This window comes from Thauera sp. JM12B12 (assembly GCF_039614725.1).
In the GTDB taxonomy this organism is placed as follows: domain Bacteria; phylum Pseudomonadota; class Gammaproteobacteria; order Burkholderiales; family Rhodocyclaceae; genus Thauera.
Genome location: NZ_CP154859.1, coordinates 3376438 through 3399417 on the forward strand (window position 1 = coordinate 3376438; position 22980 = coordinate 3399417).

The following is a 22980-nucleotide window of genomic DNA, read 5'->3' on the forward strand; positions in this document are numbered from 1 at the left end:
GGTCATCAGCGGAGCGTGAATCGAGCGACGGAGCCGCGGGTGTGCGCAGCCAGATCCACCGGCTTGCCGTCATGCTCGAGCGTGACGTTGGCCGAGTTGCCGACCACCAGTGCGAACGGCGCCGTGCCCTGCACGGTGCGCGTGCTGCCGGCGCGGTTGGTGCCCGAATACAGGATGGCACCGGCGGCGTCGCGCACCTCGACCCAGGAATCGCCGCCAAAGCGGAAGCTGAGCTGGCCGGCGGCCGAGACCGCCGGCGTGGCGGCCGGTTCGACCGGCTCGGGTTGCGCGGAAACCGCCGCGGCGTCGACCGCAGCGGCGCTTGCGGGCGCGGCCGGCTGTGCGGGCGTTGCACCATCCGGCGGCGGGCTCGCCGGTGACGGCGCGCCGGCCTCGGCGGCCACACCGGGTTCGGCGCCCTCGCCCGCCACAGCCGGGGCGGATTCGGGCGTCGTGATCGGGACCATGAGGGCGGGCGGCTCGACCGGCTGCACCGGCGCGGGCGCGAAGTTCGGCGCCGGCTCGAGCGCGGTCTCGACGCTCGCGGCAGGCTCGGTACGGAACCAGTCGAAGTACCACCCCGTGCCCAGCAGCACCAGCAGCACGAGGACGACCGCCCCGGCAGGAAAACTGCCACTGCGCCCACCGCCGCCCGAGGGCAGATCGCCATCGGCATTGCGGATCGGCGACAGGTCGGGCGAACCCTCTCCACCCATGCGCTGGACCGCGGCGAGCAGCGGCCCGGCATCGAGCCCGAGGTAGCGCGCGTAGTTGCGCAGGAAGCCGCGGACGAAGGCCATGCCGGGCAGTGCCGCGAAGTCGTCCTGCTCGAGCGCCTCGACCTGGCGCGGGGCGAGCTTGAGGGCGAAGGCGACCTCGTGGATCGACTCCCCGCGTGCCTCGCGCGCCCGACGCAGTTGCACACCCGGCGAGGGCGGCGCATCGGCCACGGCAGCGAAATTCTCGGACTGCGTGCTGCTCACTCGAACTTCCCTTGATTCAACAATTGATATTCCTCCGACTCGGCGAACCGGGACCGCAGCTGCGAGGCGTAGCTTGCCTCCGCGTCCTGGTTGCCGAGCCGGCGCTCGGTACGCAGCCCCAGCCAGACGGAGGCGGCCGAAGGGTTGAGCTGCTGGTGAAGGCGGATCAGATGAGTGCGCGCCTGATCGTAGCGGCCACCGCGGTAGGCGATGTCGGCAAGCTGGTACAGCGCCAGGGCGTTGGCAGGATCGGCCGCCACCGCGCGTGCGAACTGCACTTCGGCGGCAGCGTCATCCTTGAGCCGCAGATAGCACAGGCCGGCGTTGGTCAACGGGCGCCCCGGGTGGCGGTAGTAGGGATTGCGCGCCGCGATCGCGAGCCGCTCCAGCCCCTGCTGCTCCTGCCCCTGGGTGCACAGGAACCAGCCGTAACTGTTGTTGAAGTCGGGGTCGCCCGGTGCCTCGCGCAACGCACGCTCGAAGTTCTCGCGCGCGGCGGCACTCTCCTCGATCAGCATGTAGGCAAGGCCGAGCAGATGAAAGGCCGGCGCGTAGCTGGCGCTGTCGTTGAGCGCGATGCGCGCCTCGTCGAGGGCGACGTCATAGCGACCGATTTCGAAATAGGCCATGCCGAGATCGACATGGACGCGCGCGCGCGCATCGGCGGGCGTCGCGGGCGTGATGTCCGACATCGGCCGGCTGACCGTCGATGCGGCGCCCGGCTCGCCACCGGGCACGGTCGCGCAGCCCGCGAGCAGGGCGGCTGCAAGTGTCATCGACAACAGTAGCGGGCGATGCATCATCCTCATTCCTCCGTGACCTGTTTCAGGCGGACCGTACGTCGGGTCTTGTCCTGGACCTGGCCCGCGAGCTGACCGCAGGCCGCGTCGACATCGTCGCCGCGCGTCTTGCGCGTGGTGGTGACGATGCCGGCGTCAATCAGGATACCGGCAAAACGGCGGATGCGTTCCGCCGGGGAGCGCAGGAAGCCCGAATTCGGGAAGGGATTGAACGGGATCAGGTTGAACTTGCACGGCGTGTCGCGCACCAGCGCGACGAGCTCGCGGGCGTGCGCGTCGCTGTCGTTCACCCCGTCGAGCATCACGTATTCGAAGGTGACGAAGTCGCGCGGCGCGCGCTCGAGGTAGCGCTGGCAGGCCGCCATCAGCTCGCGCAGCGGGTATTTCTGGTTGATCGGCACCAGGCGGTCGCGCAGCGTGTCGTTGGAGGCGTGCAGCGACACCGCCAGCGCCACCGGGCACTCTTCGCGCAGGCGGTCCATCGCCGGCACGATGCCCGAGGTGGACACGGTGACGCGGCGGCGCGACAGGCCGTAGGCGTGATCGTCGAGCATCAGGCGCAGCGCGGTGACGACGTTGTCGAAGTTGGCCAGCGGCTCGCCCATGCCCATCATCACCACGTTGCTGATGATGCGGCCGTTGTCCTTCTCGCCGGCCTCCAGATCGGTCGCCGCATCGCGCGCGGCGCCCAGCAGCTTGTTGGCCAGCCACAGCTGGCCAATGATCTCGGCCGCGCTCAGGTTACGGTTGAAGCCCTGCTTGCCGGTCGAACAGAACGCGCAGTCGAGCGCGCAGCCGGCCTGCGAGGACACGCACAGCGTGCCGCGGTGGGTTTCGGGGATGAACACGGTCTCGACGGCGTTGGCGTTGCCCACGTCGAGCAGCCACTTGCGCGTGCCGTCGGCCGAGATCGAATCGCGTACCGGCACCGGCGGGCGGATCACCGCGATGTCCTTCAGCTTCGCGCGCAGCGACTTGGCGACGTCGGTCATCGCGTCGAAGTCGTCACAGCCCTCGTGATGCATCCAGCGCATCACCTGGCGGGCGCGGAACGGCTTCTCGCCCAACCCGGCGAACCAGGCGACGAGGCCATCGACGTCGAAGTCGAGCAGATTGACCTTCTCTGAAGTGCTCATGCCTGAAACTTCACTCATTCAAGGCGGAGGCCGCGAAAAACGGCCTGACCGTAATGCAAACGGCCCGCACACGCCGCGCGCGGTGCGGGAGGCACCGCGAAGCGTGCGCGACGGGCCGTTGGAACGGACCGCTCAGCGCGAGTAAACGTTCATGCCCGGGAAGAAGAAAGCCACTTCCACGGCGGCGGTCTCGGGGGCGTCGGAGCCGTGCACCGCGTTGGCGTCGATCGACTCGGCGAAGTCGGCGCGGATGGTGCCCTTGTCGGCCTTCTTCGGGTCGGTGGCGCCCATCAGCTCGCGGTTCTTGGCGATGGCGTTCTCGCCTTCCAGGCACTGGATCATCACCGGGCCGGAGGTCATGAACGACACCAGGTCCTTGAAGAAGGGGCGCTCCTTGTGCACGGCGTAGAACTCGCCGGCCTCGCGCTCGGACAGGTGGGCCATCTTGGCGGCGATGACCTTGAGGCCTGCGGCTTCGAAGCGGGCGTAGATCTGGCCGATCACGTTCTTGGCGACGGCGTCGGGCTTGATGATGGACAGGGTGCGTTCGATTGCCATGAAAAACTCCGGGACTGCGCTTGAAAAAAGCGAGAGGTTGAGAAAAAAGCGCGAAATTTTAGCAGGTTTCGCGCGACACCGATGCGCGTCGTCTGCAAGCGACTGTGGGAGCGGGCTTGCCCGCGAACAGGGCCGCCGACCCCGTTCGCGGGCAAGCCCGCTCCCACAGCGCAATACTGCGCCACGCCACCAAGCGCTTACATCATGCCCAGCGCCTTGGGCAGGAAGGTGGAGATGCTCGGGATGTAGGTGATCATCATCAGGAACACGAGCATCGTGTACAGCCACGGCATCACCGCCTTGCTCATCTCGGTGAGACCTGCCTTGGTGACGCCGCTGGCGACGAACAGGTTCAGCCCGACCGGCGGCGTGATCATGCCGATCTCCATGTTCACCACGATCATCACGCCGAAGTGGATCGGATCGATGCCCAGCGCCACCGCCACCGGGAACAGGATCGGGGCGAGAATCAGAATGATCGACGACGGCTCCATCAGCGCACCGGCCACCAGCAGCAGGATGTTCACCACGATCAGGAAGCCGACCGGACCCATGCCGCTGGCGACGATGGCGTCGGCCATGCGCTGCGGGATCTGCTCGCTGGTCAGGATGAACGAGAACAGCACCGCGCTGGCGATGATGAACAGCAGCATCGCGCTCATGTTCGCCGAATCGAGCAGCACGCGCGGGATCTGCTTGAAGGTCAGGTCCTTGTACACGAACACCGCGATGAAGAAGGCGTACACCGCGCTCATCGCCGCAGCCTCGGTCGGGGTGAACATGCCCGAGTAGATGCCGCCCATCACCACCACGATCAGCATCAGCCCCCAGAAGGCCTTGCGGAAGGCCGCGAAGCGCTCGCCCCAGCTCACCGAGGGCATCACCGGGTAGTTGTTCTTGCGCGCCACGTACCAGGTGGTGAGGCCGAGCATGAAGGCCAGCAGCAGGCCCGGGATCACCCCCGCCATGAACAGCGCGCCGACCGATGAGTTGGTCGTCACCGAGTACATCACCATGACGATGGACGGCGGGATCAGGATGCCCAGACCGCCGGCCGAAGCGACCACGCCCGCGCCGAAGCGCACCGGGTAGCCCTGCTTGATCATCGCCGGGATCAGGATCGAGCCGATCGCCACCACGGTGGCCGGGCTCGAGCCCGACACCGCCGCGAACAGCGCGCACGCCAGCACCGCCGACATGCCCAGGCCGCCGCGCAGGTGGCCGACCATGGAGGTCGCGAAGTTGATCATCCGCCGCGCCACGCCGCCGTGGGTCAGGAAGTTGCCGGCGAGGATGAAGAACGGGATCGCCATGATCTCGAACTTCTCGATGCCGGTGAACATCTTGAGCGCCACCGACTCCAGCGGCACGTCGGTGAAGATGAACATGAAGCTCAGCACCGTGAGGCCGAGCGCCACGCCCACCGGCATGCCGATCGCCATGAGGACGACGAGCAGACCGAAGATTGCAATCGTGTTGGTCATGATGTCATCCCCTCTCAGTTGTCCGTGCCAGGACGCTTGGCGTCGGCCCCACGGCGAGTGTGTTCGATGTCCTCGGCGATCGAGATCGCTTCGCCCTCGAGCAGCACGTTCTCGTCGTCGCCCTCGTCCAGGCCTTCGACGTGGCCGTGGTCGTGGGTCGGCAGTTCGCCGGTGCGCGAGAAGCTCACCATGACCTGCAGGAAGCGGTAGCACATCAGGAAGGAACCGAGCGGCACCGCGGAATAGACGATCCAGGTCGGCCATTCGAGGTCGGGCGTGGTCGGGCCTTCGAAGAAATCGCCGGTATCGCGGCCGAACAGGCTCAGCGTCTCGTAGGCCATGCCGTTCTCCCACACGAAGAGCGCGCCGAAGAGGCCGATCAGACCGGTGAAGATCACGCCGCACACCAGGCCCGTCTGGATGAGCGCTGCGCGCGAGGTGCCGGTGAGCTTGTTCACCAGGATGTCGACGCCGACGTGGATGCCGGTGCGCACCCCATAGGCCGCGCCGAACTTGGCCATCCACACGAACAGGATGATGCAGAACTCCTGTGCCCAGCCGACGTTCATGTCGAGCAGCCAGTCCTGCAGGACCGGAATCTCGTAGCCGGACAGGTAGCGGTGTACAACCGAGATGAAGATCACCACCGTCGCCACCGCCATCAGGGCGCCGATGATGAACTCCTCGAGGCGGTCAAGAAGCTTGTTCATGATTGTTTTCCCCCGAAAAAACGCCCGTCGCTCATGACGAGCCAGACGGGCGCTGCTGGGTGTGAAGAGGCTTGGATCAGAGCTTGGCCGGATCGAAGCCGGTTTCCTTGTAGATGGACTGGATCAGGTCCGCACCGATGCGCGACTCCATCTTCTTGTGCACCGGCACGAAGGCCTTCTTGAAGGCAGCCTTCTCCTCGGCGGTCGGGGTATGGATCTCGGTCTTGCCGGAAGCGCGCACGCCCTCGAGCGCCTTGTCGTTCTCTTCCTTGGCGATCTGGTTGGCATAGACGGTCGACTCGGCCATCGCCTTGTCGAGCTGGCTGCGAATCTCGGCGGGCAGGCCGTCCCAGAACTTCTTGTTGGTGATCACGGCGTAGCCGAGGTAACCATGGTCGGTCAGCGTCATGTGCTTCTGCACTTCATGCATCTTCTGCGTGAAGAGGTTGGAGTGGGGGTTCTCGGTGCCATCGACGACGCCGGTCTGCAGCGCCTGGTAGACCTCCGAGAAGGCCATCACCTGCGGCAGCGCCTTGACCTCGCGCATCTGCTCTTCCAGCACCTTGGACGACTGGATGCGCATCTTCTTGCCGCGCAGGTCCTCGGGCTTCGTGATCGGCGTGTTGGCCGAGAAGGACTTGAAGCCGTTGTCCCAGAACGCCAGGCCCCTGATGCCCTTGGGCTCGAGCTTGGCGAGCAGCTGCTGGCCGACCGGACCCTGGGTGACCTTGTTCAGGGCCTCGTAGCCATCGAAGATGTAGGGCAGGTCGAAGACCTCGAACTCACGCACGCCGAGCGGGCCGAACTTGGCCAGCGAGGGCGCGAGCAGCTGGACCGCGCCGAGCTGCAGCGCCTCCATCTCCTCCTTGTCCTTGTAGAGCGTGCTGTTGGCGTAGACCTCGACCTTGACCGCGCCGCTGGTGTATTTCTCCGCGAGTTCCTTGAACTTTTCGGCGGCCTTGCCCTTGGGCGTGTCCTGGGCCACGACGTGGCTGAACTTGATCACGATCGGGTCGGCTGCAACCGCGGTAGCGGACAGCCCCATGGCAACCAGGCCCATCAGAAGCGCACGAATCTTCATGAAAATATCTCCTCCGAGAGAAAAGCATCCAGGCGTTTTCTTGCCGCCCGGAGAATGCCGGGCGGATTATCGGCACCGCGATAAGTTTCGCTGTGTCTGGGATCAGTATCGTTTGGGGCCCGTACGGCTGCTATTGTGGATGTCCGCATTCGTGACAACCGCAAACCCGCCGCCCACCGCGGCCACCCGCAGGTCTCCGCAGCCATGACCAGCCGACCCGAAACGCACGCCTCCTCGCCTCCAGCCGCCCGCAAGCGCTGGCTGCAGCAGCTTCCCTATCTGAGCCTGGCGCTCTTCCTCGCCGCCATCGCCGCCCTCGTCTGGCTGACGCGCGAATACGACGCCGACGAACAACGCACCACGCTGATCAACGACGTGCTGTGGATGGAGCAGAACCTGCGCTTCCATCTCGATCGCAACGAGATCCACCTGCAGGAGATCGGCCGCGAACTGGTCGCGGGCACACCGCTCTCGCCCGAGACCGAAGCCCGCCTGGGCAGCCTGCTCAACCAGGAGCGCGGCCTGGTGCAGATCCTCTGGCTCGCAGCGGACGGCCGGGTGATCGGCGCCATGCCACCCCAGTCCGACGCCCCCGCTCCGGCCCCGCCGCCAGAGGGCACCGCGGACAGCGCCATCGCCTCGTCGCTGGCGGCGCTGCGCGAATCCACCTTCCGCCTTGCGCGAAGTGTCGGCCGGCCGGTCTACGGACCCGCCTACCCGGTGATGGGCAATGTCCATCATTTCGAGGTGCATGTGCCGATCTGGTCGGAGGACGCGCTCCCCGTCGTGATCGTCGGGGTCTACTCGCTGACCGACCTGGTCGTGCGCGAGCTGCCGTGGTGGTTTTCCGAGCGCTACCGGCTCGCCGTGCTCGACGGCGACGGTCGCGAGGTCGCCGCGAAGTCCAAGGTCGCACCCCTGTCCCCGCAGCTCGCGTACTCGATGCCCTTCGACCCGCCCGGCCACGGTCTCACGCTGCAGATCACCGCCTACAAATCGGACACGCGCTGGATCCCGCTGCTGCTCGGCGCCTCGATCGTGCTGCTGGCCTGCATCATCGTGTGGAGCGTGATGCAGCTGCGCCGCCAGCTCGCCCGCCGCCAGCAGGCGGAGATCGCACTGCGCGCCGAGTCGGCCTTCCGCAAGGCGATGGAAGACTCGATGCTCACCGGCATGCGTGCCCGCGATCTCGACGGGCGGCTCAACTATGTGAACTCGGCCTTCTGCCGCATGACCGGCTTCGCGCCGGACGAGCTCATCGGCCTCAAGCCGCCGATGCCCTACTGGGACCCCGAGCGCATGGAGCAGACCTTCGAGCTGCACCGCGAGATCATGTCCGGCGGCAGCGCCGCCGAGGGTACGGAGGTGCGGCTGCGGCGCAAGAACGGCGAGATCCTGGACGTGCTGGTGTTCGAGGCCCCGCTCATCGACGCCAGCGGCCACCATGCCGGCTGGATGGGCTCGGTGCTCGACATCACCGAGCAGAAACGCGCGCGCGAGCAGGCTCGCCAGCAGGAAGAGCGCCTGCAGCAGAGCTCGCGCCTGATCACCATGGGCGAGATGGCCTCGACGCTGGCGCACGAGCTGAACCAGCCGCTGGCCGCGATCGCCAGCTACAACTCGGGCTGCATCAACCGCCTGCAGGACGAGCGGCCGATCGACCGCGGCGAACTGCTCGACGTCCACGCGCGCATCGCCCGCCAGGCCCGCCGCGCGGGCGACATCATCCGCAGGGTCCACGACTTCGTGCGCCGCTCCGAGCCCAAGCGCGAACCACTCGACCTCAACGCCGTCATCCGCGATGCCATCGCCCTCATCGAGGCCGATGCGCGCAAGCGCCGCATGCAGCTGCACACCGACCTCACGGCGCATCTGCCGCGGGTGCAGGCCGACGCCGTGATGATCGAGCAGATCGTCATCAACCTCGTGCGCAACGCCATGGATGCGATGCGCGACACCCCGCCCGCCAACCGCGTGGTCGAGGTCCGCACCGTCCGCGACGGGCGCTTCGCGCTGGTCACCGTCGCCGACCGCGGCGCAGGCATCCCGGCCGAGATCGCCGCCCGCCTGTTCGAGCCGTTCTTCACCACCAAGCAGGAGGGCATGGGCATGGGCCTCAACATCTGCCGCTCGATCGCCGAACTCCACCATGGCCGCCTGGGCTTCGAAGTTCGGGCGGGGGGCGGTACCATCTTCACCCTGTCGCTGCCGCTGGACGACCCGACCGCATGAACGCCCCCTGCACTCACATCATCGATGACGACGAAGCCATCCGCGACGCGCTGGAGTGGCTGTTCAAGACGCGTGGCGTGCCCTGCCGGGCGTGGCCGTCGGGCGAGAACTTCCTCGCGGCCTGGCTGCCCGACTGGCGCGGCTGCATCGTGCTCGACATCCGCATGCAGGGCATGAGCGGCCTGGAGTGCTTCGACGCCCTGCTCGCGCGCGGCTGCGAATTGCCGGTCATCTTCATCACCGGCCACGGCGACGTGCCGATGGCGGTGTCGGCGCTCAAGAAGGGGGCCTTCCATTTCATCGAGAAGCCCTTCAACGATCACGACCTCGTCGACCTGGTCGAGAAGGCCCTCGCGGCCGACCGCGACCGCCAGCGCGCCGCCGCCAGCCGCGAGACCATCGAGGCGCGGCTCGCCACCCTCACCCAGCGCGAGCGCGAGGTGATGGAGCTGATCCTCGAGGGCAAATACAACAAGGTGATCGCGGACGACCTGTCGATTTCGATGCGCACCGTGGAGGCGCATCGCTCGCGCATCTTCGACAAGATGGACGTGCGCTCGGCGGTGGAGCTCGCCCAGTTGCTGACCAACCTTCGCAGCTGAGTCCGCCCGCAGCGTTGCGAAGCCTTCGACGCAACGACGGAACGCTCAGGCCGCGGATGCCGGCTGCCAGCGCGGCAGGATGCCCGCCTCGCCGGCAGGGCAAGCGAAGGCCGCATCGATGCCGATGCAGCCGACCCAGGCCGGCTCGTCATCGACCCACAGTACCGGCAGGCGGTCGCGCAGCCACTCCGGAATGGCGGCCTCCTGACAGAGCTTGCGCAAGGGCCGCCGCGGCCGCCCGGGCGCGACCTGCAGTCGCATGCCATCCTTCCGCGCTCCCAGCCACAGCTCGGCGGCGCACTCGAGCCGCGCGCGGTCGAGCCCCTGGCCCACCGCCGACTCGAAGCGCACCGCCGCGTTGCCCCAGACGATCAGCGGTTCGCCTTGCCAGCGTTGGCGGGCTGGCAGCGGCGCGGCCTGCGGCTCCAGCCACATCGCGTTGCGATAAGCGCAGCAGGCCAAGGCCCCGAGCGGCAGCTGCAGGGCATGCTCGAGCGCGCACGCGCGCAACTGGCGCAGCGCTTCGTCGAGCACCGCCTGCGCTGGCGCCGGCTGGCCACGGCGCTGCAGCAGCCAGCGCAGCAGGTTGGCCTGGCGCGCTGGCGCAAGGGCAAGGAAACTGCGGCGATCCAGCATGGGGCCGCCGCAGGCGGCAACATCGATCGCCGCAAGCTCGCCGAGCAGGTCCTCGGCCTCGGCGAAATGCGCCGCAGCGCGTGCCAGCGCGGGCACCGCGCCGGGGAAAAGCTCGCTCGCCACCGGCAACAGGCGATGACGAATGGCATTGCGGGCGAAGTGGAGTTCGGCGTTGCTCTCGTCCTCGACCCAGTCGAGGCCCCGGTGCCGGGCCCAGGCCTCGATCCGTGCGCGGCGCACGCCGAGCAGCGGCCGCAGCCGCCCCGGCCGACCGTCGCCGCCAGCCACCACCGCGCGCATCGCGGCCGCACCGCGCACCCCGCTTCCGCGCAGAAGCCGGAAAAGCAGGGTCTCGGCCTGGTCGTCCTGATGGTGGGCGAACACCAGCCAGTCGCAATCCACTGTCTCCAGGGCGCGATGGCGCGCCGCTCGCGCCGCGGCCTCGAGGCCCTGCGGATGGTTGCGCTCGACGGCGACATCGAGGCGCGTGAGGACGACGCCCGCCTCGGCGCAGCGCCGCGCGCAGGCCTGCGCCCAGGCATCCGCGTGAGGGCTCAAGCCGTGGTGAACATGTGCCGCCGAGAGCGCGAACCCGAGGGCGGGCTGCAAGCGCCGCAGCGCCTCGAAAAGGACGACCGAATCGACTCCGCCGGAAAGAGCGCAGCACAGGCGCGTTTCCGCGCCCACGCCAGCATCGCGCAGCACGCCGGCGATCGCCGCGACGAGTTCGTCAAGCGCCATCGTGCACACGCACAAGGCTTGCCGATCGGCCCCGCCCTGCGCGACGCGGACGGACACGTCCCTCCGTCATCGCCGCACGAACGCGGGTCAGGCCGCCTTTTCCTTGAAGCGACCGTAGCTCATCAGCTTCTCGTAGCGCTGCGCGACGAGCTCCGAGGGGGTGAGCACCTCGAGTTCGCGCAAGGCGTCGGCAAGCGCGCGCTTGAGCGAGGCCGCCATCGCACGATGATCGCGATGCGCGCCGCCGATCGGCTCCTCGACGACCCGGTCGATGAGATTGAGCGACTTAAGGCGCGCCGCGGTGATGCCCATGGTCTCGGCCGCATCGGCGGCCTTCTCTGCGCTCTTCCACAGGATCGAGGCGCAGCCTTCGGGAGAGATCACCGAGTAGGTCGAGTATTGCAGCATCAACACCTGGTCGGCGACCGCGATCGCCAGCGCGCCCCCGGAGCCGCCCTCGCCGATGATGGTGCTGATGATCGGCGTCTTCAATTCGGACATCAGGTAGATGCTGTGGCCGATCGCCTCGGACTGCCCGCGCTCCTCGGCACCAATGCCGGGATAGGCGCCCGGCGTATCGACGAAGGTGAACACCGGCAGCGCGAACTTCTCGGCCAGCTTCATCAGCCGCATCGCCTTGCGATAGCCCTCGGGGCGGGGCATGCCGAAGTTGCGCGCGATCTTCTCCTTGGTGTCGCGCCCCTTCTGGTGGCCGATGACGACGCAGGCCTGGCCGTTGAAGCGCGCAAGGCCACCGACGATCGCCTTGTCGTCGGCGTAGTTGCGATCACCGTGCAGTTCCTGGAAGTCGGTGAAGATCAGCTGGGCGTAGTCGAGCGTGTAGGGACGCTGCGGGTGGCGCGCGACCTGGGCGATCTGCCAGGGCGAGAGCTTGGCGTAGAGGTCCTTGGTGAGCGACTGGCTCTTGGCCTCGAGCCGCTTGATCTCGTCGGAGATGTCGACAGCGGGATCGTCCTGTACGAAACGCAGTTGGTCGATCTTCTCCTCGAGCTCGGCAATCGCCGTCTCGAAATCCAGAAAGGAGGTTTTCATCCAGCCGTTCCCTGTCAAAAATGTGCGCCATTGTAACGCCAGCGCGCCGCCGGCGCGCGCTGCGCGTGCTGCGCCGCCGCAGCGACGGCCTCACCCAATGACAACGGGGCGGCGCCTTGCGGCAACCGCCCCGATCGACCGCTGGACCCGCACGGCGGGCGCGGACATCACTCGTTGCTGGCGAAGCCCAGCAGGTGAAGCAGGCTGGTGAAGAGGTTGAAGATCGATACGAACAGCGACACCGTGGCCATGATGTAGTTGGTCTCGCCACCATGGATGATGTTGCTGGTTTCGTAGAGGATGAGGCCCGACATCAGCAGCACGAAGGCGGCGGAGACGGTCAGCGAGAGCGCAGGAATCTCGAAGAAGATCGCCCCCAGGCCGGCGAGGAAGGCCACCAGGATGCCGACCATCAGGAAACCGCCCATGAAGGAGAAGTCCTTCTTGGTGGTCACCGCGTAGGCGGACAGGCCGAGGAAGATCGCCGCGGTGCCGGCCATCGCCTGCATCACGATCGAACTACCGTTGGGGAGCGCCAGGTAGGAGGAGATGATCGGGCCGAGCGTGAAGCCCATGAAGCCGGTCAGCGCAAACACGAACACGATGCCGAGGCTGCTGTTGCGGAACTTGGTGGTGGCGAACAGCAGGCCGAAGTAGCCGAGCAGCGTGACGATGATGCCCAGGCGCGGCGCCCCCATCGCCATCGACAGGCCGGCGGTCAGCGCCGAGAACGCCAGCGTCAACGACAGCAGCATGTAAGTGTTGCGGATGACCTTGTTGGTCGACAGGACCGACGCTTCGGCGCGGGTCATTGTGCTGAGACGGTTTTCCATGGTCAGGTGTCCTCCTGTTGGGAATCGATGAGTTGTTTTGGGGGCCTGCCACGCCAGCCGGCGTGGCGCCCATTAACCGAGAAATCCTGCTGGCCTTCGATCGACGAGACCGCCGGGGTCAGGCCGGCAGCGCGGCGACCGGAGCGCCAGCCTGGCGCGCGGGGCGCTGGTGACGGCGTACGCGCTGCGCCAGGACCCGCGCCACGCGGTCGGCCGCTTCATCCACCGCTGCCCGCACTTCGAGCTGGGTGATCGCGAATACGACGTCGGGCAGGTTGCGCAGTCGCAGCTGCACCACGCAGCGCTTGTCCGCGCCGCCCTTCGGCCCATTGACGTCCGCCACCTTCACACGCGCCCACTGGATGTGGTCGCGGAAGCGACCGATCGCGAATCGCATCCGGCGGGCCACGTAGTCACGCAGTCCCGGGGGCGCTTCCACACCATCGCAATGCAGGTCGATACGCATGTCCAGTCTCCTTTTGTTGTCGCACAGTGACCGTCGGGCCCTGTGCCTCGACGGATACTACAGCTCAGACTGTTCGATAAAATCTCAGTTCAACAGAATTTCTATCCGTTTTTTTCGAAGTATCGAAGCGCACGGCCAACGGGGATACCTACATGCTCAACTACAAGCAGCTACACCACTTCTGGACCGTAGCCCGCGCCGGTGGGATCGTGCGCGCGGCAGAACGTTCCGGGCTGGCGCCGCAGACCTTGTCGGGCCAGATCGCAACGCTGGAGACCGAGCTCGGCGTGAGCCTGTTCAAGCGCCAGGGACGCGGGCTGGTGCTGACGGAGACGGGGCGCATGGTGCTGGACTACGCCGAGGAGATCTTCCGCATCGGCAGCGAGCTCGAAGAGGCCTTGCAGAGCCGCGCCACCGGACGGGCGGTGCCCTTCCGCGTGGGCATCGCCGACGTGGTGCCCAAGGCGATCGCGTGGCTGCTGCTCGCGCCGTCGATGGACCTGCCGCAGCCGATGCGGCTCGTCTGCCGCGAAGGCAAGTTCGACGCCCTGCTCGGCGAACTCGCCATCCACAAGCTCGACGTGGTGCTCGCCGACAGTCCGCTGCCGCCCAACATGGACGTACGCGGCTTCAGCCACGCACTCGGCGAATCGACGATCGGCTTCTACGCCACGCCTGCGCTCGCGGCACGGCTCTCCGGCACGTTTCCCGCCACGCTCGACGGCGCACCCTTGCTCCTGCCGGGCGTGGAGGCCAGCGTACGCGGCCCCTTGCTGCGCTGGATCGAGGCGGCCGGGCTGCGCCCGCGCATCGTCGGCGAGTTCGACGACAGCGCCCTGATGCGCGCCTTCGCGGAGGCTGGCGCGGGCATCTTTCCAAGCGCGTCGCTGGTGGGCGAGCAGCTCTGCCGGCAATCGGGAATGGTGCATCTGGGCGATGCGGCCGGCGTCACGGAGACCTATTACGCGATCTCGGTCGAACGCAGGCTGACGCACCCGGCCGTACGCGCAATCAGCGAAGCGGCGACCGCGAAGCAGAAGCTGGTGTGACCCGGGTGTGATTTGATTTTCGGCCGCGGGCAATCCAGAATCGCGGGCCAGCGCGGGACAGACCGACGCGGCGCACGAAACCTGCGGCCGAACAGTTCAGGACGAACTGCTGGTGCCGGGAGTGGGACTCGAACCCACACACCTTGCGGCGGCGGATTTTGAGTCCGCTGCGTCTACCGATTCCGCCATCCCGGCACGGGACGCGCATTATCCACGAACACGCCACGGCGCGGCAAGCGAGCTGGCGCAACTGCGCGCCCCACGCCCCATCCCAATTCAGACAGCGCCTCGCCACACCCAGATGTCCCTCACCCTAGACGATTTCGACTACACGCTGCCGGGCGAACTGATCGCCCAGGCCCCCCTGCCCGAGCGCACGGCCAGCCGGCTGCTGGTGACCACGCCCTGCGCGGATCGCCCGCCCGTCCTCACTGACGCCAGCTTCACCGACCTGCCTGGCCTCATCGGTCCCGGCGACCTGCTCGTGTTCAACGACACCCGCGTCATCCACGCCCGCCTGCACGGCGTCAAGGACAGCGGCGGCCAGATCGAGGTGCTCATCGAGCGCGCGGTCGGCCCCCACGAGGCGCTCGCCCAGGTACGCGCGAGCAAGTCGCCCAGGACCGGGAGCCTGCTGCGCCTGGCCGACGCCTTCGAGGTCGAGGTGCTCGGGCGCGTCGGCGAGTTCTTCCACCTCCGCTTTCCCGCCGGCGAAGACCTGCTCGCGCTGCTCGAGCGTCACGGCAAGCTGCCGCTGCCCCCCTACATCCAGCGCGCAGCGGAGGAAGCGGACGAGAACCGCTATCAGACGGTGTATGCGCGCGAGCCCGGTTCGGTGGCTGCGCCCACCGCCGGCCTGCACTTCGACGAGGCGCTGCTCGCGCGCATCGCCGAGCGCGGTGCGAAATGCGCGTGGCTGACCCTGCACGTCGGCGCCGGCACCTTCCAGCCGGTGCGCGTCGACGACCTCGGCGAGCACCGCATGCACCGCGAGCGCTACGTGATCCCTCAGGAAACGGTGGACGCCATCGCCGCCACCCGCGCCGCAGGTGGCCGCGTGATCGCAGTCGGCACCACCAGCATGCGCGCGCTCGAAGCGGCGGCACAGGAAGGTCCGCTCGAAGCCGGCAGCGGCGAGACCGAGATCTTCATCCTGCCCGGCTTCCGTTTTCAGGTGGTCGACGCGCTGATCACCAACTTCCACCTGCCCAAGTCCACCCTGATGATGCTGGTGTCGGCCTTCGCCGGCATGGACAGCATCCGGCGCACCTACGCGCATGCGGTCGCACGGCGCTACCGCTTCTTCAGCTATGGCGACGCGATGTTCATCACCCGCCGCAACGAAGCCGAGAACGACAAGCTCAACGATGCAATTTGAACTCCTCACCACCGACGGCGGCGCCCGTCGCGGCCGCCTCACCCTCGCCCACGGCGTGGTCGAGACCCCGGTCTTCATGCCGGTCGGCACCTACGGCACCGTAAAGGCGATGACGCCGGCCATGCTCGCCGACATCGGCGCGCAGATCTGCCTGGGCAACACCTTCCACCTGTGGTTGCGCCCGGGGCTGGACATCATCGCCGCGCACGAAGGCCTGCACCGCTTCATGGCCTGGGACAAGCCCATCCTTACCGACTCGGGCGGCTTCCAGGTGTTCAGCCTGGGCGCGCTGCGCAAGATCAGCGAGGAAGGCGTGAAATTCGCCAGTCCAATCGACGGTGCGAAGCTTTTCCTGACGCCCGAGATCTCGATGCAGATCCAGACGGTGCTCAACTCGGACATCGTGATGATCTTCGACGAATGCACGCCCTACCCCGCCACCCGCGACGAAGCGGCCAAGTCGATGCGACTGTCGCAGCGCTGGGCGAAACGCTCGCGCGACGCGTTCGACCGCCTGGGCAACACCAATGCGCTGTTCGGCATCGTGCAGGGCGGCATGTACGAGGACCTGCGCGACGAATCGCAGGGCGTGCTGGAAGACATCGGCTTCCACGGTTTCGCCATCGGCGGCCTGTCGGTGGGCGAGCCCAAGGAAGACATGGCGCGCATCCTCGCCCACACCGCGCCGCGCCTGCCGCAGGACAAGCCGCGCTACCTGATGGGGGTGGGGACGCCCGAGGACATCGTGGAGGGCGTCGCCGCCGGCATCGACATGTTCGACTGCGTGATGCCGACCCGCAACGCGCGCAACGGCTGGCTGTTCACCCGCTATGGCGACATCAAGATCAAGAACGCGGTGCACAAGGCCGACACCCGGCCGCTCGACCCGTCCTGCGACTGCTACACCTGCCGCAACTTCAGCCGCGCCTACCTGCATCATCTGCATCGCACCGGAGAGATTCTCGGCAGCATGCTCAACACCGTGCATAACCTGCGCTACTACCAGACCCTGACCGCCGAGCTGCGCGCGGCGATCACGGCGGGCGACCTGGTCCGCTATATCGAGCGCTTCCGCAGCGAGCGAGCGACCGGTACGAGCTGAACCATCCGCCGCGCCCGCCGTCTCACCCGCCCCGGGGCGCTGTCCCGGCTGCTGCTATACTTCATCGCTTTTTTCATCCAACCGGAGTTTCAACGTGCTGATTTCCAATGCCTACGCCCAGGCCGCTGGCGCCGCCGACCCCACCGGAGGCCTGATGGGCCTGCTGCCGCTGATCCTGATGTTCGTGGTGCTGTGGTTCCTGATGATTCGCCCGCAGATGAAGCGCGCGAAGGAACACAAGGCCATGGTCGAGGCGCTCGCCAAGGGTGACGAGGTCGTCACCGGCGGTGGCATCGCCGGTCGCGTCACCGAGGTCGGCGACAGCTTCGTGCAGGTCGAAGTCGCCGCCAACACCGTGGTCGCCGTGCAGAAGCAGGCCGTCGCCACCGTCCTGCCCAAGGGCACGCTGAAGGCGCTCTGATTCTCCTGCGCGGCCTTCCGGCGCCCGGAAGGCCGCAGGCCCGCTGCGTGTCATCGGCGCCGTCCCCCGCGGACGGGCATGCCGGTGCCGGCCCGGCCGGCACAGCGCGCAACGGGCATTGCCCCACCCACTCTCCCGCCGACGATGAATCGCTACCCTCTCTGGAAGAACATCCTGATCGGCCTCGTGCTGCTCTGGGGTCTGATCTACACCCTGCCCAATTTCTACGGCGAGGTGCCGGCGGTGCAGGTGTCCAGCGCCAAGGCCACGCTCAAGCTCGACCCCGCGGCCACCACCGACCGTATCGCCAATGCCCTCAAGGCCGCCGGCATCGACAACACCGGGATCTTCTCGGACGCCAACAGCGTACGCGCGCGCTTCGCCGACACCGATACGCAGCTGCGCGCCAAGGACGTCATCGAGCAGGCTTTCAACCCCGATCCGACCGACCCGTCCCATGTCGTCGCGCTCAACCTGCTTTCGGCTTCGCCGAGCTGGCTGACCTCGATCCAGGCCCTGCCGATGTACCTCGGCCTCGACCTGCGCGGCGGGGTGCACTTCCTGCTCGAGGTCGACATGCCGGGCGCGCTGACCAAGCGCCTCGATTCGACGACCGGCGACCTGCGCACCCTGATGCGCGACAAGAGCGTCCGTCACGCCGGCATTACGCGCGAGGGCAACACGGTCGTCATCCGCTTCCGCGACGCCGAGCAGCGCGAGGCTGGCCGCCGCGCAATCCAGGACTCGACCAGCGACCTGCAGCTCGCCGACCGCGATGACGCCGCCGACGACCTCAAGTTGATCGCCACGCTGACGCCGCAGGCGCAGCAGACCATGCGCGACTTCGCCATCAAGCAGAACATCACCACCCTCCACAACCGCATCAACGAACTCGGCGTCGCCGAGCCGGTGATCCAGCAGCAGGGCGCCGAGCGCATCGTCGTGCAGCTGCCGGGCGTGCAGGACGTGGCCAAGGCCAAGGACATCCTCGGCCGCACCGCGACCCTGGAAGTGCGCATGGTGGACGACACCCCGGGCGCGATCGAGCAGGCGCTCGCCGGCAACGTGCCCTTCGGCACCGAGCTCTACAACGAGCGCGGCGGCTCGCCCCTGCTGGTCAAGAAACAGGTCGTGCTCACCGGCGACCGCCTCACCGACGCCCAGCCCGGCTTCGACGGCCAGACCAACGAGCCCGCGGTGCACCTCACGCTCGACGCCGCCGGCGCGCGCATCTTCCGCGACGTCACGCGCGAGAACGTCGGCAAGCGCATGGCCATCCTGCTCTTCGAGAAGGGCAAGGGCGAGGTCGTGACCGCGCCGGTCATCCGCAGCGAGATCGGTGGCGGACGCGTGCAGATCTCGGGTCGCATGAGCACGGTCGAAGCCAACGACGTCGCGCTGCTGCTGCGCGCCGGATCGCTGGCGGCGCCGATGGAGATCATCGAGGAGCGCACCGTCGGCCCGAGCCTGGGCGCCGAGAACATCCAGAAGGGCTTCGACTCGACGCTGTGGGGCTTCCTCGCCATCGTCGCGTTCATGTGCGCCTACTACCTGCTGTTCGGCCTGGTGTCGTCGATCGCGCTCGCCGCCAACCTGCTGCTGCTGGTGGCGCTGCTGTCGTTGCTGCAGGCCACGCTGACCCTGCCCGGCATCGCCGCGATGGCGCTCACGCTCGGCATGGCGATCGACGCCAACGTGCTGATCAACGAGCGCATCCGCGAGGAACTGCGCAACGGCGCCAGCCCGCAGGCGGCGATCGCGGCCGGCTACGACCGCGCCTGGGACACCATCCTCGACTCGAACATCACCACCCTGATCGCCGGCATCGCGCTGCTGGTGTTCGGCTCCGGCCCGGTGCGCGGCTTCGCGGTGGTGCACTGCCTGGGCATCCTCACCTCGATGTTCAGCGCGATCCTGGTGTCGCGGATGCTGGTCAACTTCATCTACGGCCGCCGCCGCAAGGTCGACAGCCTGTCGATCGGCCAGGTGTGGAAGCCGCAGTCGAAGTAAGCGGACGAACGAACAGGAAACACGACCATGGAATTCTTCCGCATCAAGAAAGACATCCCGTTCATGCGCCACGCGCTGGTGTTCAACGTCATCTCGTTGCTCACCTTCGTGCTGGCGGTGTTCTTCCTCGCCACCCGCGGCCTGCATCTGTCGGTGGAGTTCACCGGCGGCACGCTGGTCGAGGTCAGCTACGCCGAGGCCCCGCAACTCGAGCCGATCCGCGGCGCGCTGGCCAGCAGCGGCTATCCGGACGCCCAGGTGCAGAACTTCGGCAGCGCCCGCGACCTGCTGATCCGCCTGCCCAACCGCGAGGACCTCGAGACCTCGCGCATCTCCGAGACGGTGATGAAGACGCTGCAGCAGGTCGGCGGCCCTGCCCCCGAGCTGCGCCGGGTGGAATTCGTCGGCCCGCAGGTGGGCAAGGAGCTCGCCACCGATGGCGCCATGGCGCTGCTGCTGGTGATCGTGGGCATCATGATCTACCTCGCGCTGCGCTTCGAATGGCGTTTCGCCATCTCTGCGATCATCGCCAACCTCCACGACGTGATCATCATCCTGGGCTTCTTCGCATTCTTCCAGTGGGAGTTCTCGCTGCCCGTGCTGGCAGCGGTGCTGGCGGTGCTCGGCTACTCCGTGAACGAGTCGGTGGTGGTCTTCGACCGCGTGCGCGAGACCTTCAAGAAGAAGCGCAACATGACCACGCCGCAGGTGCTGGACCATGCGATCACGCAGACGATCTCGCGTACCGTGATCACCCACGGCAGCACGCAGGTGATGGTGCTGTCGATGCTGATCTTCGGCGGCGAGACGCTGTACTACTTCGCGCTCGCGCTCACGATCGGCATCTGCTTCGGCATCTATTCCTCTGTGCTGGTGGCGAGCCCGCTGGTGATGTGGCTCGGCGTATCGCGCGAGCAGTTCATCAAGCCGAAGAAGGAGAAGGAAGAGGCGGTGGTCTGAGGCTGCGGTCTTCCGGATACGACAAAGGCGCCTGCGGGCGCCTTTGTCTTTTCAAGCCAGGCAGACGCGCAGAGGCTGCAAGCCCGTGTCGGGAGAAGCCCGGGCAGCCCATTCTTTAGGCTGCCGAAGGCTTAGAGCGGCTGCGGTCCGGTTGTGGTGCCGGGGCAGTCGTCGTCGCCTGCATTCGCGGCCTTCGGCTTCCCTCGGAGGACAACCGCTCGGGGGCGGCGACGCAAACTCGGCGCTGCGCGCCTCAAACATGCGTCGCCTTGTTTCCCCCGAGTGGTCGTCCTCCTCGGCGCTCTTGAAGTTGGCGCCGCCTACCCCGGCCCCACAACCTCGCTTGACGGACGTTCAAACCGCAAAAACCTGCTTCACCTTGAGCGTCTCGCCGCGCTCGATGAGGCCGATCAGGCGGTCGATGTTGGGATGCTTGCCGGGGTTGGCGCGGGCGTCGTCGGTGTGCTCGGCGTAGAGATCCAGACCCTTCTTTGCGGCTTCCGGGCTGATCGCGCCATACAGCTGGGCGAGGTGGTTGTAGACCGCCAGCGAACCAGCCTGGCCGGGCTTGTTCTCGATGGTAGCGACGACCGCATCGGCGGCGTCGATCAGGTTGAGCGCGGCGAGGTGGGATACGCCGGGCAGGGTCTTGAGATTGTCAGCAAAGGCCATGATCAATGCCCCAGGAAGTGGCCCGACATTCGGGCGTCAGGAATGGGAAACGGTCGCCGTGGGAGCGGGCCTGCCCGCGAAGGTGTGCGCTTGGCCGACACCGTTCGCGGGCAAGCCCGCTCCCACGCGTGGAGAGTCCTGCGGGACGCCTTTTGGCCCCGCACGGTCCGCGCTCAGATGCGGCGCGCCAGCTCGGCCGCCTTGCCGACGTAGCTCGCCGGCGTCATCGCCAGCAGGTGCTCGCGCGCCTCGGCAGGGATCTCCAGGCTGCGGATGAAGTCCTGCAGCGCCTCGCGGGTGATGCCCTTGCCGCGCGTCATCGCCTTCAGCTGCTCGTAGGGGTTGGCGATGGCGTAGCGGCGCATCACGGTCTGCACCGGCTCGGCGAGCACTTCCCAGCACTCGTCGAGGTCAGCTGCAAGGCGCGCCGGATCGGCTTCGAGCTTGCCCAGGCCGCGCAGGCAGCTGTCGAGCGCGAGCACGGTGTAGCCGAAGCCCACACCCATGTTGCGCAGCACGGTGGAGTCGGTGAGATCGCGCTGCATGCGCGAGATCGGCAGCTTCTCGGAGAAGTGCTTGAGCACCGCGTTGGCGAGGCCGAAGTTGCCTTCGGCGTTCTCGAAGTCGATCGGATTGACCTTGTGCGGCATCGTCGACGAGCCGACCTCGCCTTCCTTGAGCTTCTGCTTGAAGTAGCCGAGCGAGATGTACATCCAGATGTCGCGGCAGGCGTCGATCAGCATGGTGTTGCCGCGGGCGACGGCGTCGAACAGCTCGGCCATGGCGTCATGCGGCTCGATCTGGATGGTGTATGCGTTGAAGCTCAGCCCCAGCGATTCGATGAAGCGGCGGTTGAAACCCTCCCAGTCGAACGCGGGCCAGGCGGACAGGTGGGCATTGTAGTTGCCCACCGCGCCGTTGAACTTGGCACACATGGCGACACCGGCGATGGCGGCGCGGGCGCGCATCAGGCGCGCGGCGATGTTGGCCATCTCCTTGCCGAGCGTGGTCGGGCTGGCGGGCTGGCCGTGGGTGCGCGACAGCATCGGCAGATCGGCGAGCGCATGCGCGAGCTCGCGGAAGCGTGCGATCACCGCGTCGAGCGCGGGCAGCAGAACCTGGTCGCGGCCCTCCTGCAGCATCAGCGCGTGCGAGGTGTTGTTGATGTCCTCGGAGGTGCAGGCGAAGTGGATGAACTCGGACACCTTCATCACCTCGGCGTTGTGGCCGAGGCGCTTCTTTAGCCAGTACTCCATGGCCTTGACGTCGTGGTTGGTGGTGGCCTCGATCGCCTTCACCGCCTCACCATCATCGGTCGAGAAGCTCGTCACTACCGCGTCGAGCTCGGCCACGGTGGCGGCCGAGAAGGGCGCGATCTCGGCGAGCGCGGGCTCGGCGGCGAGCGCCTTGAGCCATTCGACTTCGACGCGGACCCGATTGCGGATCAGGCCATGCTCCGAGAAATGCGCGCGCAGGCCGGCAACCTTGCCGTGGTAGCGACCATCGAGCGGAGACAGGGCAGTGAGCGGGGACGGTGCGGCGTTCGACATGGCTTGGGCTTCCGGAAAAAGCTGCTATTTTAACGCCTCCCCCTTCCGAGACCGAGAACAAAAGACCGTGTCCTCCTCCGAGCGCTACCAGATCGAAGTCACGGCGATCGCCGAGTACGTCGCCGAGCAGTCCCGCCCCGAAGACGACCACTACGTGTTCGCCTACCACATCACCATCCGCAACACCGGCACGGTACCCGCGCAGCTGCTTGCGCGGCACTGGATCATCACCGACGGGAACGACAAGACCCAGGAGGTGCATGGACAGGGCGTGATCGGCGAGAAGCCCCTGCTCGCGCCGGGAGAGACGTTCCGCTATACCAGCGGCTGCGTGCTTGCGACGCCGGTCGGCACCATGCATGGCAGCTACCAGATGGTGGCAGCCGACGACCATCGCTTCGAGGCCAGCATCGCGCCGTTCATGCTTGCCGCACCGCGTGTGCTGCACTGATCGCCTTCCCGCATAAAGCAAACCGGCGCGGCCTTGCGGGGCGGGCGCCGGTTATGTCGGGGCGATTGCTGC

At 67.2% G+C, this 22980-nt stretch carries 22 protein-coding genes and 1 tRNA gene; 9 read left to right on the forward strand and 14 right to left on the reverse strand.

The window, feature by feature from the left end; translation table 11 throughout:
• Positions 1-5 precede the first annotated feature (5 nt).
• The 7 genes from AAG895_RS15305 to AAG895_RS15335 form a co-directional block, all read right to left on the reverse strand.
• Positions 6-983 carry a RodZ domain-containing protein gene (locus tag AAG895_RS15305; RefSeq protein ID WP_345792847.1) on the reverse strand — a complete coding sequence of 326 codons (978 nt, stop codon included), beginning with the start codon at positions 981-983 and terminating at the stop codon, positions 6-8.
• The gene (pilW, locus tag AAG895_RS15310; protein ID WP_345792848.1) at positions 980-1792 is read right to left on the reverse strand and encodes a type IV pilus biogenesis/stability protein PilW; all 813 of its coding nucleotides are present in this window, start codon (positions 1790-1792) and stop codon (positions 980-982) included. The genes AAG895_RS15305 and pilW overlap by 4 nt, the downstream gene beginning before the upstream one ends.
• Complete coding sequence (gene rlmN / locus AAG895_RS15315; RefSeq protein WP_345792849.1) at positions 1789-2919, reverse strand: 23S rRNA (adenine(2503)-C(2))-methyltransferase RlmN; 1131 nt, start codon at positions 2917-2919, stop codon at positions 1789-1791. Before rlmN ends, pilW begins: the two co-directional genes overlap by 4 nt.
• A 132-nt stretch (positions 2920-3051) precedes the next feature.
• Entirely contained in the window at positions 3052-3477 is a 426-nt protein-coding gene (gene ndk, locus AAG895_RS15320) for a nucleoside-diphosphate kinase (RefSeq protein ID WP_345792850.1), read from the reverse strand.
• Between the two features lie 197 nt (positions 3478-3674).
• Entirely contained in the window at positions 3675-4961 is a 1287-nt protein-coding gene (locus AAG895_RS15325; RefSeq protein ID WP_345792851.1) for a TRAP transporter large permease subunit, read from the reverse strand.
• 14 nt (positions 4962-4975) lie between these two features.
• Positions 4976-5671, reverse strand: coding sequence for a TRAP transporter small permease (locus tag AAG895_RS15330; protein ID WP_345792852.1), 696 nt, complete (start codon positions 5669-5671; stop codon positions 4976-4978).
• A 76-nt stretch (positions 5672-5747) separates the two neighbouring features.
• Positions 5748-6752 (reverse strand): TRAP transporter substrate-binding protein, encoded by a 1005-nt coding sequence (locus AAG895_RS15335; protein WP_345792853.1) that lies wholly within the window; start codon positions 6750-6752, stop codon positions 5748-5750.
• Between the two features lie 204 nt (positions 6753-6956).
• Between AAG895_RS15335 and AAG895_RS15340 the strand changes: the two genes are divergently transcribed.
• The gene (locus AAG895_RS15340) at positions 6957-8984 is read left to right on the forward strand and encodes an ATP-binding protein (RefSeq protein ID WP_345792854.1); all 2028 of its coding nucleotides are present in this window, start codon (positions 6957-6959) and stop codon (positions 8982-8984) included.
• Positions 8981-9586 (forward strand): response regulator, encoded by a 606-nt coding sequence (locus AAG895_RS15345; protein WP_345792855.1) that lies wholly within the window; start codon positions 8981-8983, stop codon positions 9584-9586. Before AAG895_RS15340 ends, AAG895_RS15345 begins: the two co-directional genes overlap by 4 nt.
• 45 nt (positions 9587-9631) lie before the next feature.
• Here the strand turns inward: AAG895_RS15345 and tilS are convergent, their stop codons facing one another.
• The 4 genes from tilS to AAG895_RS15365 all read right to left on the reverse strand — a co-directional run bounded on the left by tilS (position 9632) and on the right by AAG895_RS15365 (position 13315).
• Positions 9632-11020 carry a tRNA lysidine(34) synthetase TilS gene (gene tilS, locus AAG895_RS15350; RefSeq protein WP_345792856.1) on the reverse strand — a complete coding sequence of 463 codons (1389 nt, stop codon included), beginning with the start codon at positions 11018-11020 and terminating at the stop codon, positions 9632-9634.
• A 30-nt stretch (positions 11021-11050) separates the two neighbouring features.
• Positions 11051-12016, reverse strand: a complete 966-nt coding sequence (locus AAG895_RS15355) for an acetyl-CoA carboxylase carboxyltransferase subunit alpha (RefSeq protein ID WP_345792857.1) — start codon at positions 12014-12016, stop codon at positions 11051-11053.
• A gap of 167 nt (positions 12017-12183) precedes the next feature.
• Positions 12184-12849, reverse strand: coding sequence for a Bax inhibitor-1/YccA family protein (locus AAG895_RS15360; protein WP_345792858.1), 666 nt, complete (start codon positions 12847-12849; stop codon positions 12184-12186).
• Positions 12850-12967: 118 nt separating this feature from the next.
• On the reverse strand, positions 12968-13315 hold the full coding sequence (locus tag AAG895_RS15365) for an HPF/RaiA family ribosome-associated protein (RefSeq protein WP_345792859.1): 348 nt from the start codon (positions 13313-13315) through the stop codon (positions 12968-12970).
• Positions 13316-13467: 152 nt separating this feature from the next.
• Here AAG895_RS15365 and nhaR point away from each other — a divergent pair, with 152 nt between their 5' ends.
• Positions 13468-14364, forward strand: coding sequence for a transcriptional activator NhaR (gene nhaR, locus AAG895_RS15370; RefSeq protein ID WP_345792860.1), 897 nt, complete (start codon positions 13468-13470; stop codon positions 14362-14364).
• 110 nt (positions 14365-14474) lie between these two features.
• Here nhaR and AAG895_RS15375 read toward each other — a convergent pair.
• A tRNA-Leu gene (locus AAG895_RS15375) sits at positions 14475-14559 on the reverse strand.
• A gap of 106 nt (positions 14560-14665) precedes the next feature.
• On the opposite strand from AAG895_RS15375, the gene queA reads away from it, so the two are divergent.
• The 5 genes from queA to secF all read left to right on the forward strand — a co-directional run bounded on the left by queA (position 14666) and on the right by secF (position 20235).
• Positions 14666-15742: a tRNA preQ1(34) S-adenosylmethionine ribosyltransferase-isomerase QueA gene (gene queA / locus AAG895_RS15380; RefSeq protein ID WP_345792861.1), complete on the forward strand. Its 1077-nt coding sequence runs from the start codon at positions 14666-14668 to the stop codon at positions 15740-15742.
• Positions 15732-16844, forward strand: coding sequence for a tRNA guanosine(34) transglycosylase Tgt (gene tgt, locus AAG895_RS15385; protein ID WP_345792862.1), 1113 nt, complete (start codon positions 15732-15734; stop codon positions 16842-16844). Before queA ends, tgt begins: the two co-directional genes overlap by 11 nt.
• A gap of 94 nt (positions 16845-16938) precedes the next feature.
• The gene (gene yajC / locus AAG895_RS15390) at positions 16939-17265 is read left to right on the forward strand and encodes a preprotein translocase subunit YajC (protein ID WP_345792863.1); all 327 of its coding nucleotides are present in this window, start codon (positions 16939-16941) and stop codon (positions 17263-17265) included.
• Between the two features lie 144 nt (positions 17266-17409).
• Positions 17410-19275, forward strand: coding sequence for a protein translocase subunit SecD (gene secD / locus AAG895_RS15395; protein WP_345792864.1), 1866 nt, complete (start codon positions 17410-17412; stop codon positions 19273-19275).
• Between the two features lie 27 nt (positions 19276-19302).
• On the forward strand, positions 19303-20235 hold the full coding sequence (gene secF / locus AAG895_RS15400) for a protein translocase subunit SecF (RefSeq protein WP_345792865.1): 933 nt from the start codon (positions 19303-19305) through the stop codon (positions 20233-20235).
• Positions 20236-20589: 354 nt separating this feature from the next.
• Here the strand turns inward: secF and AAG895_RS15405 are convergent, their stop codons facing one another.
• Both AAG895_RS15405 and purB read right to left on the reverse strand, forming a co-directional pair.
• Positions 20590-20907 (reverse strand): DUF2322 family protein, encoded by a 318-nt coding sequence (locus AAG895_RS15405; RefSeq protein ID WP_345792866.1) that lies wholly within the window; start codon positions 20905-20907, stop codon positions 20590-20592.
• Between the two features lie 173 nt (positions 20908-21080).
• Positions 21081-22457 carry an adenylosuccinate lyase gene (gene purB, locus AAG895_RS15410; RefSeq protein ID WP_345792867.1) on the reverse strand — a complete coding sequence of 459 codons (1377 nt, stop codon included), beginning with the start codon at positions 22455-22457 and terminating at the stop codon, positions 21081-21083.
• Between the two features lie 67 nt (positions 22458-22524).
• Between purB and apaG the strand changes: the two genes are divergently transcribed.
• Positions 22525-22908 (forward strand): Co2+/Mg2+ efflux protein ApaG, encoded by a 384-nt coding sequence (gene apaG / locus AAG895_RS15415; protein ID WP_345792868.1) that lies wholly within the window; start codon positions 22525-22527, stop codon positions 22906-22908.
• Positions 22909-22980: the final 72 nt, after the last annotated feature.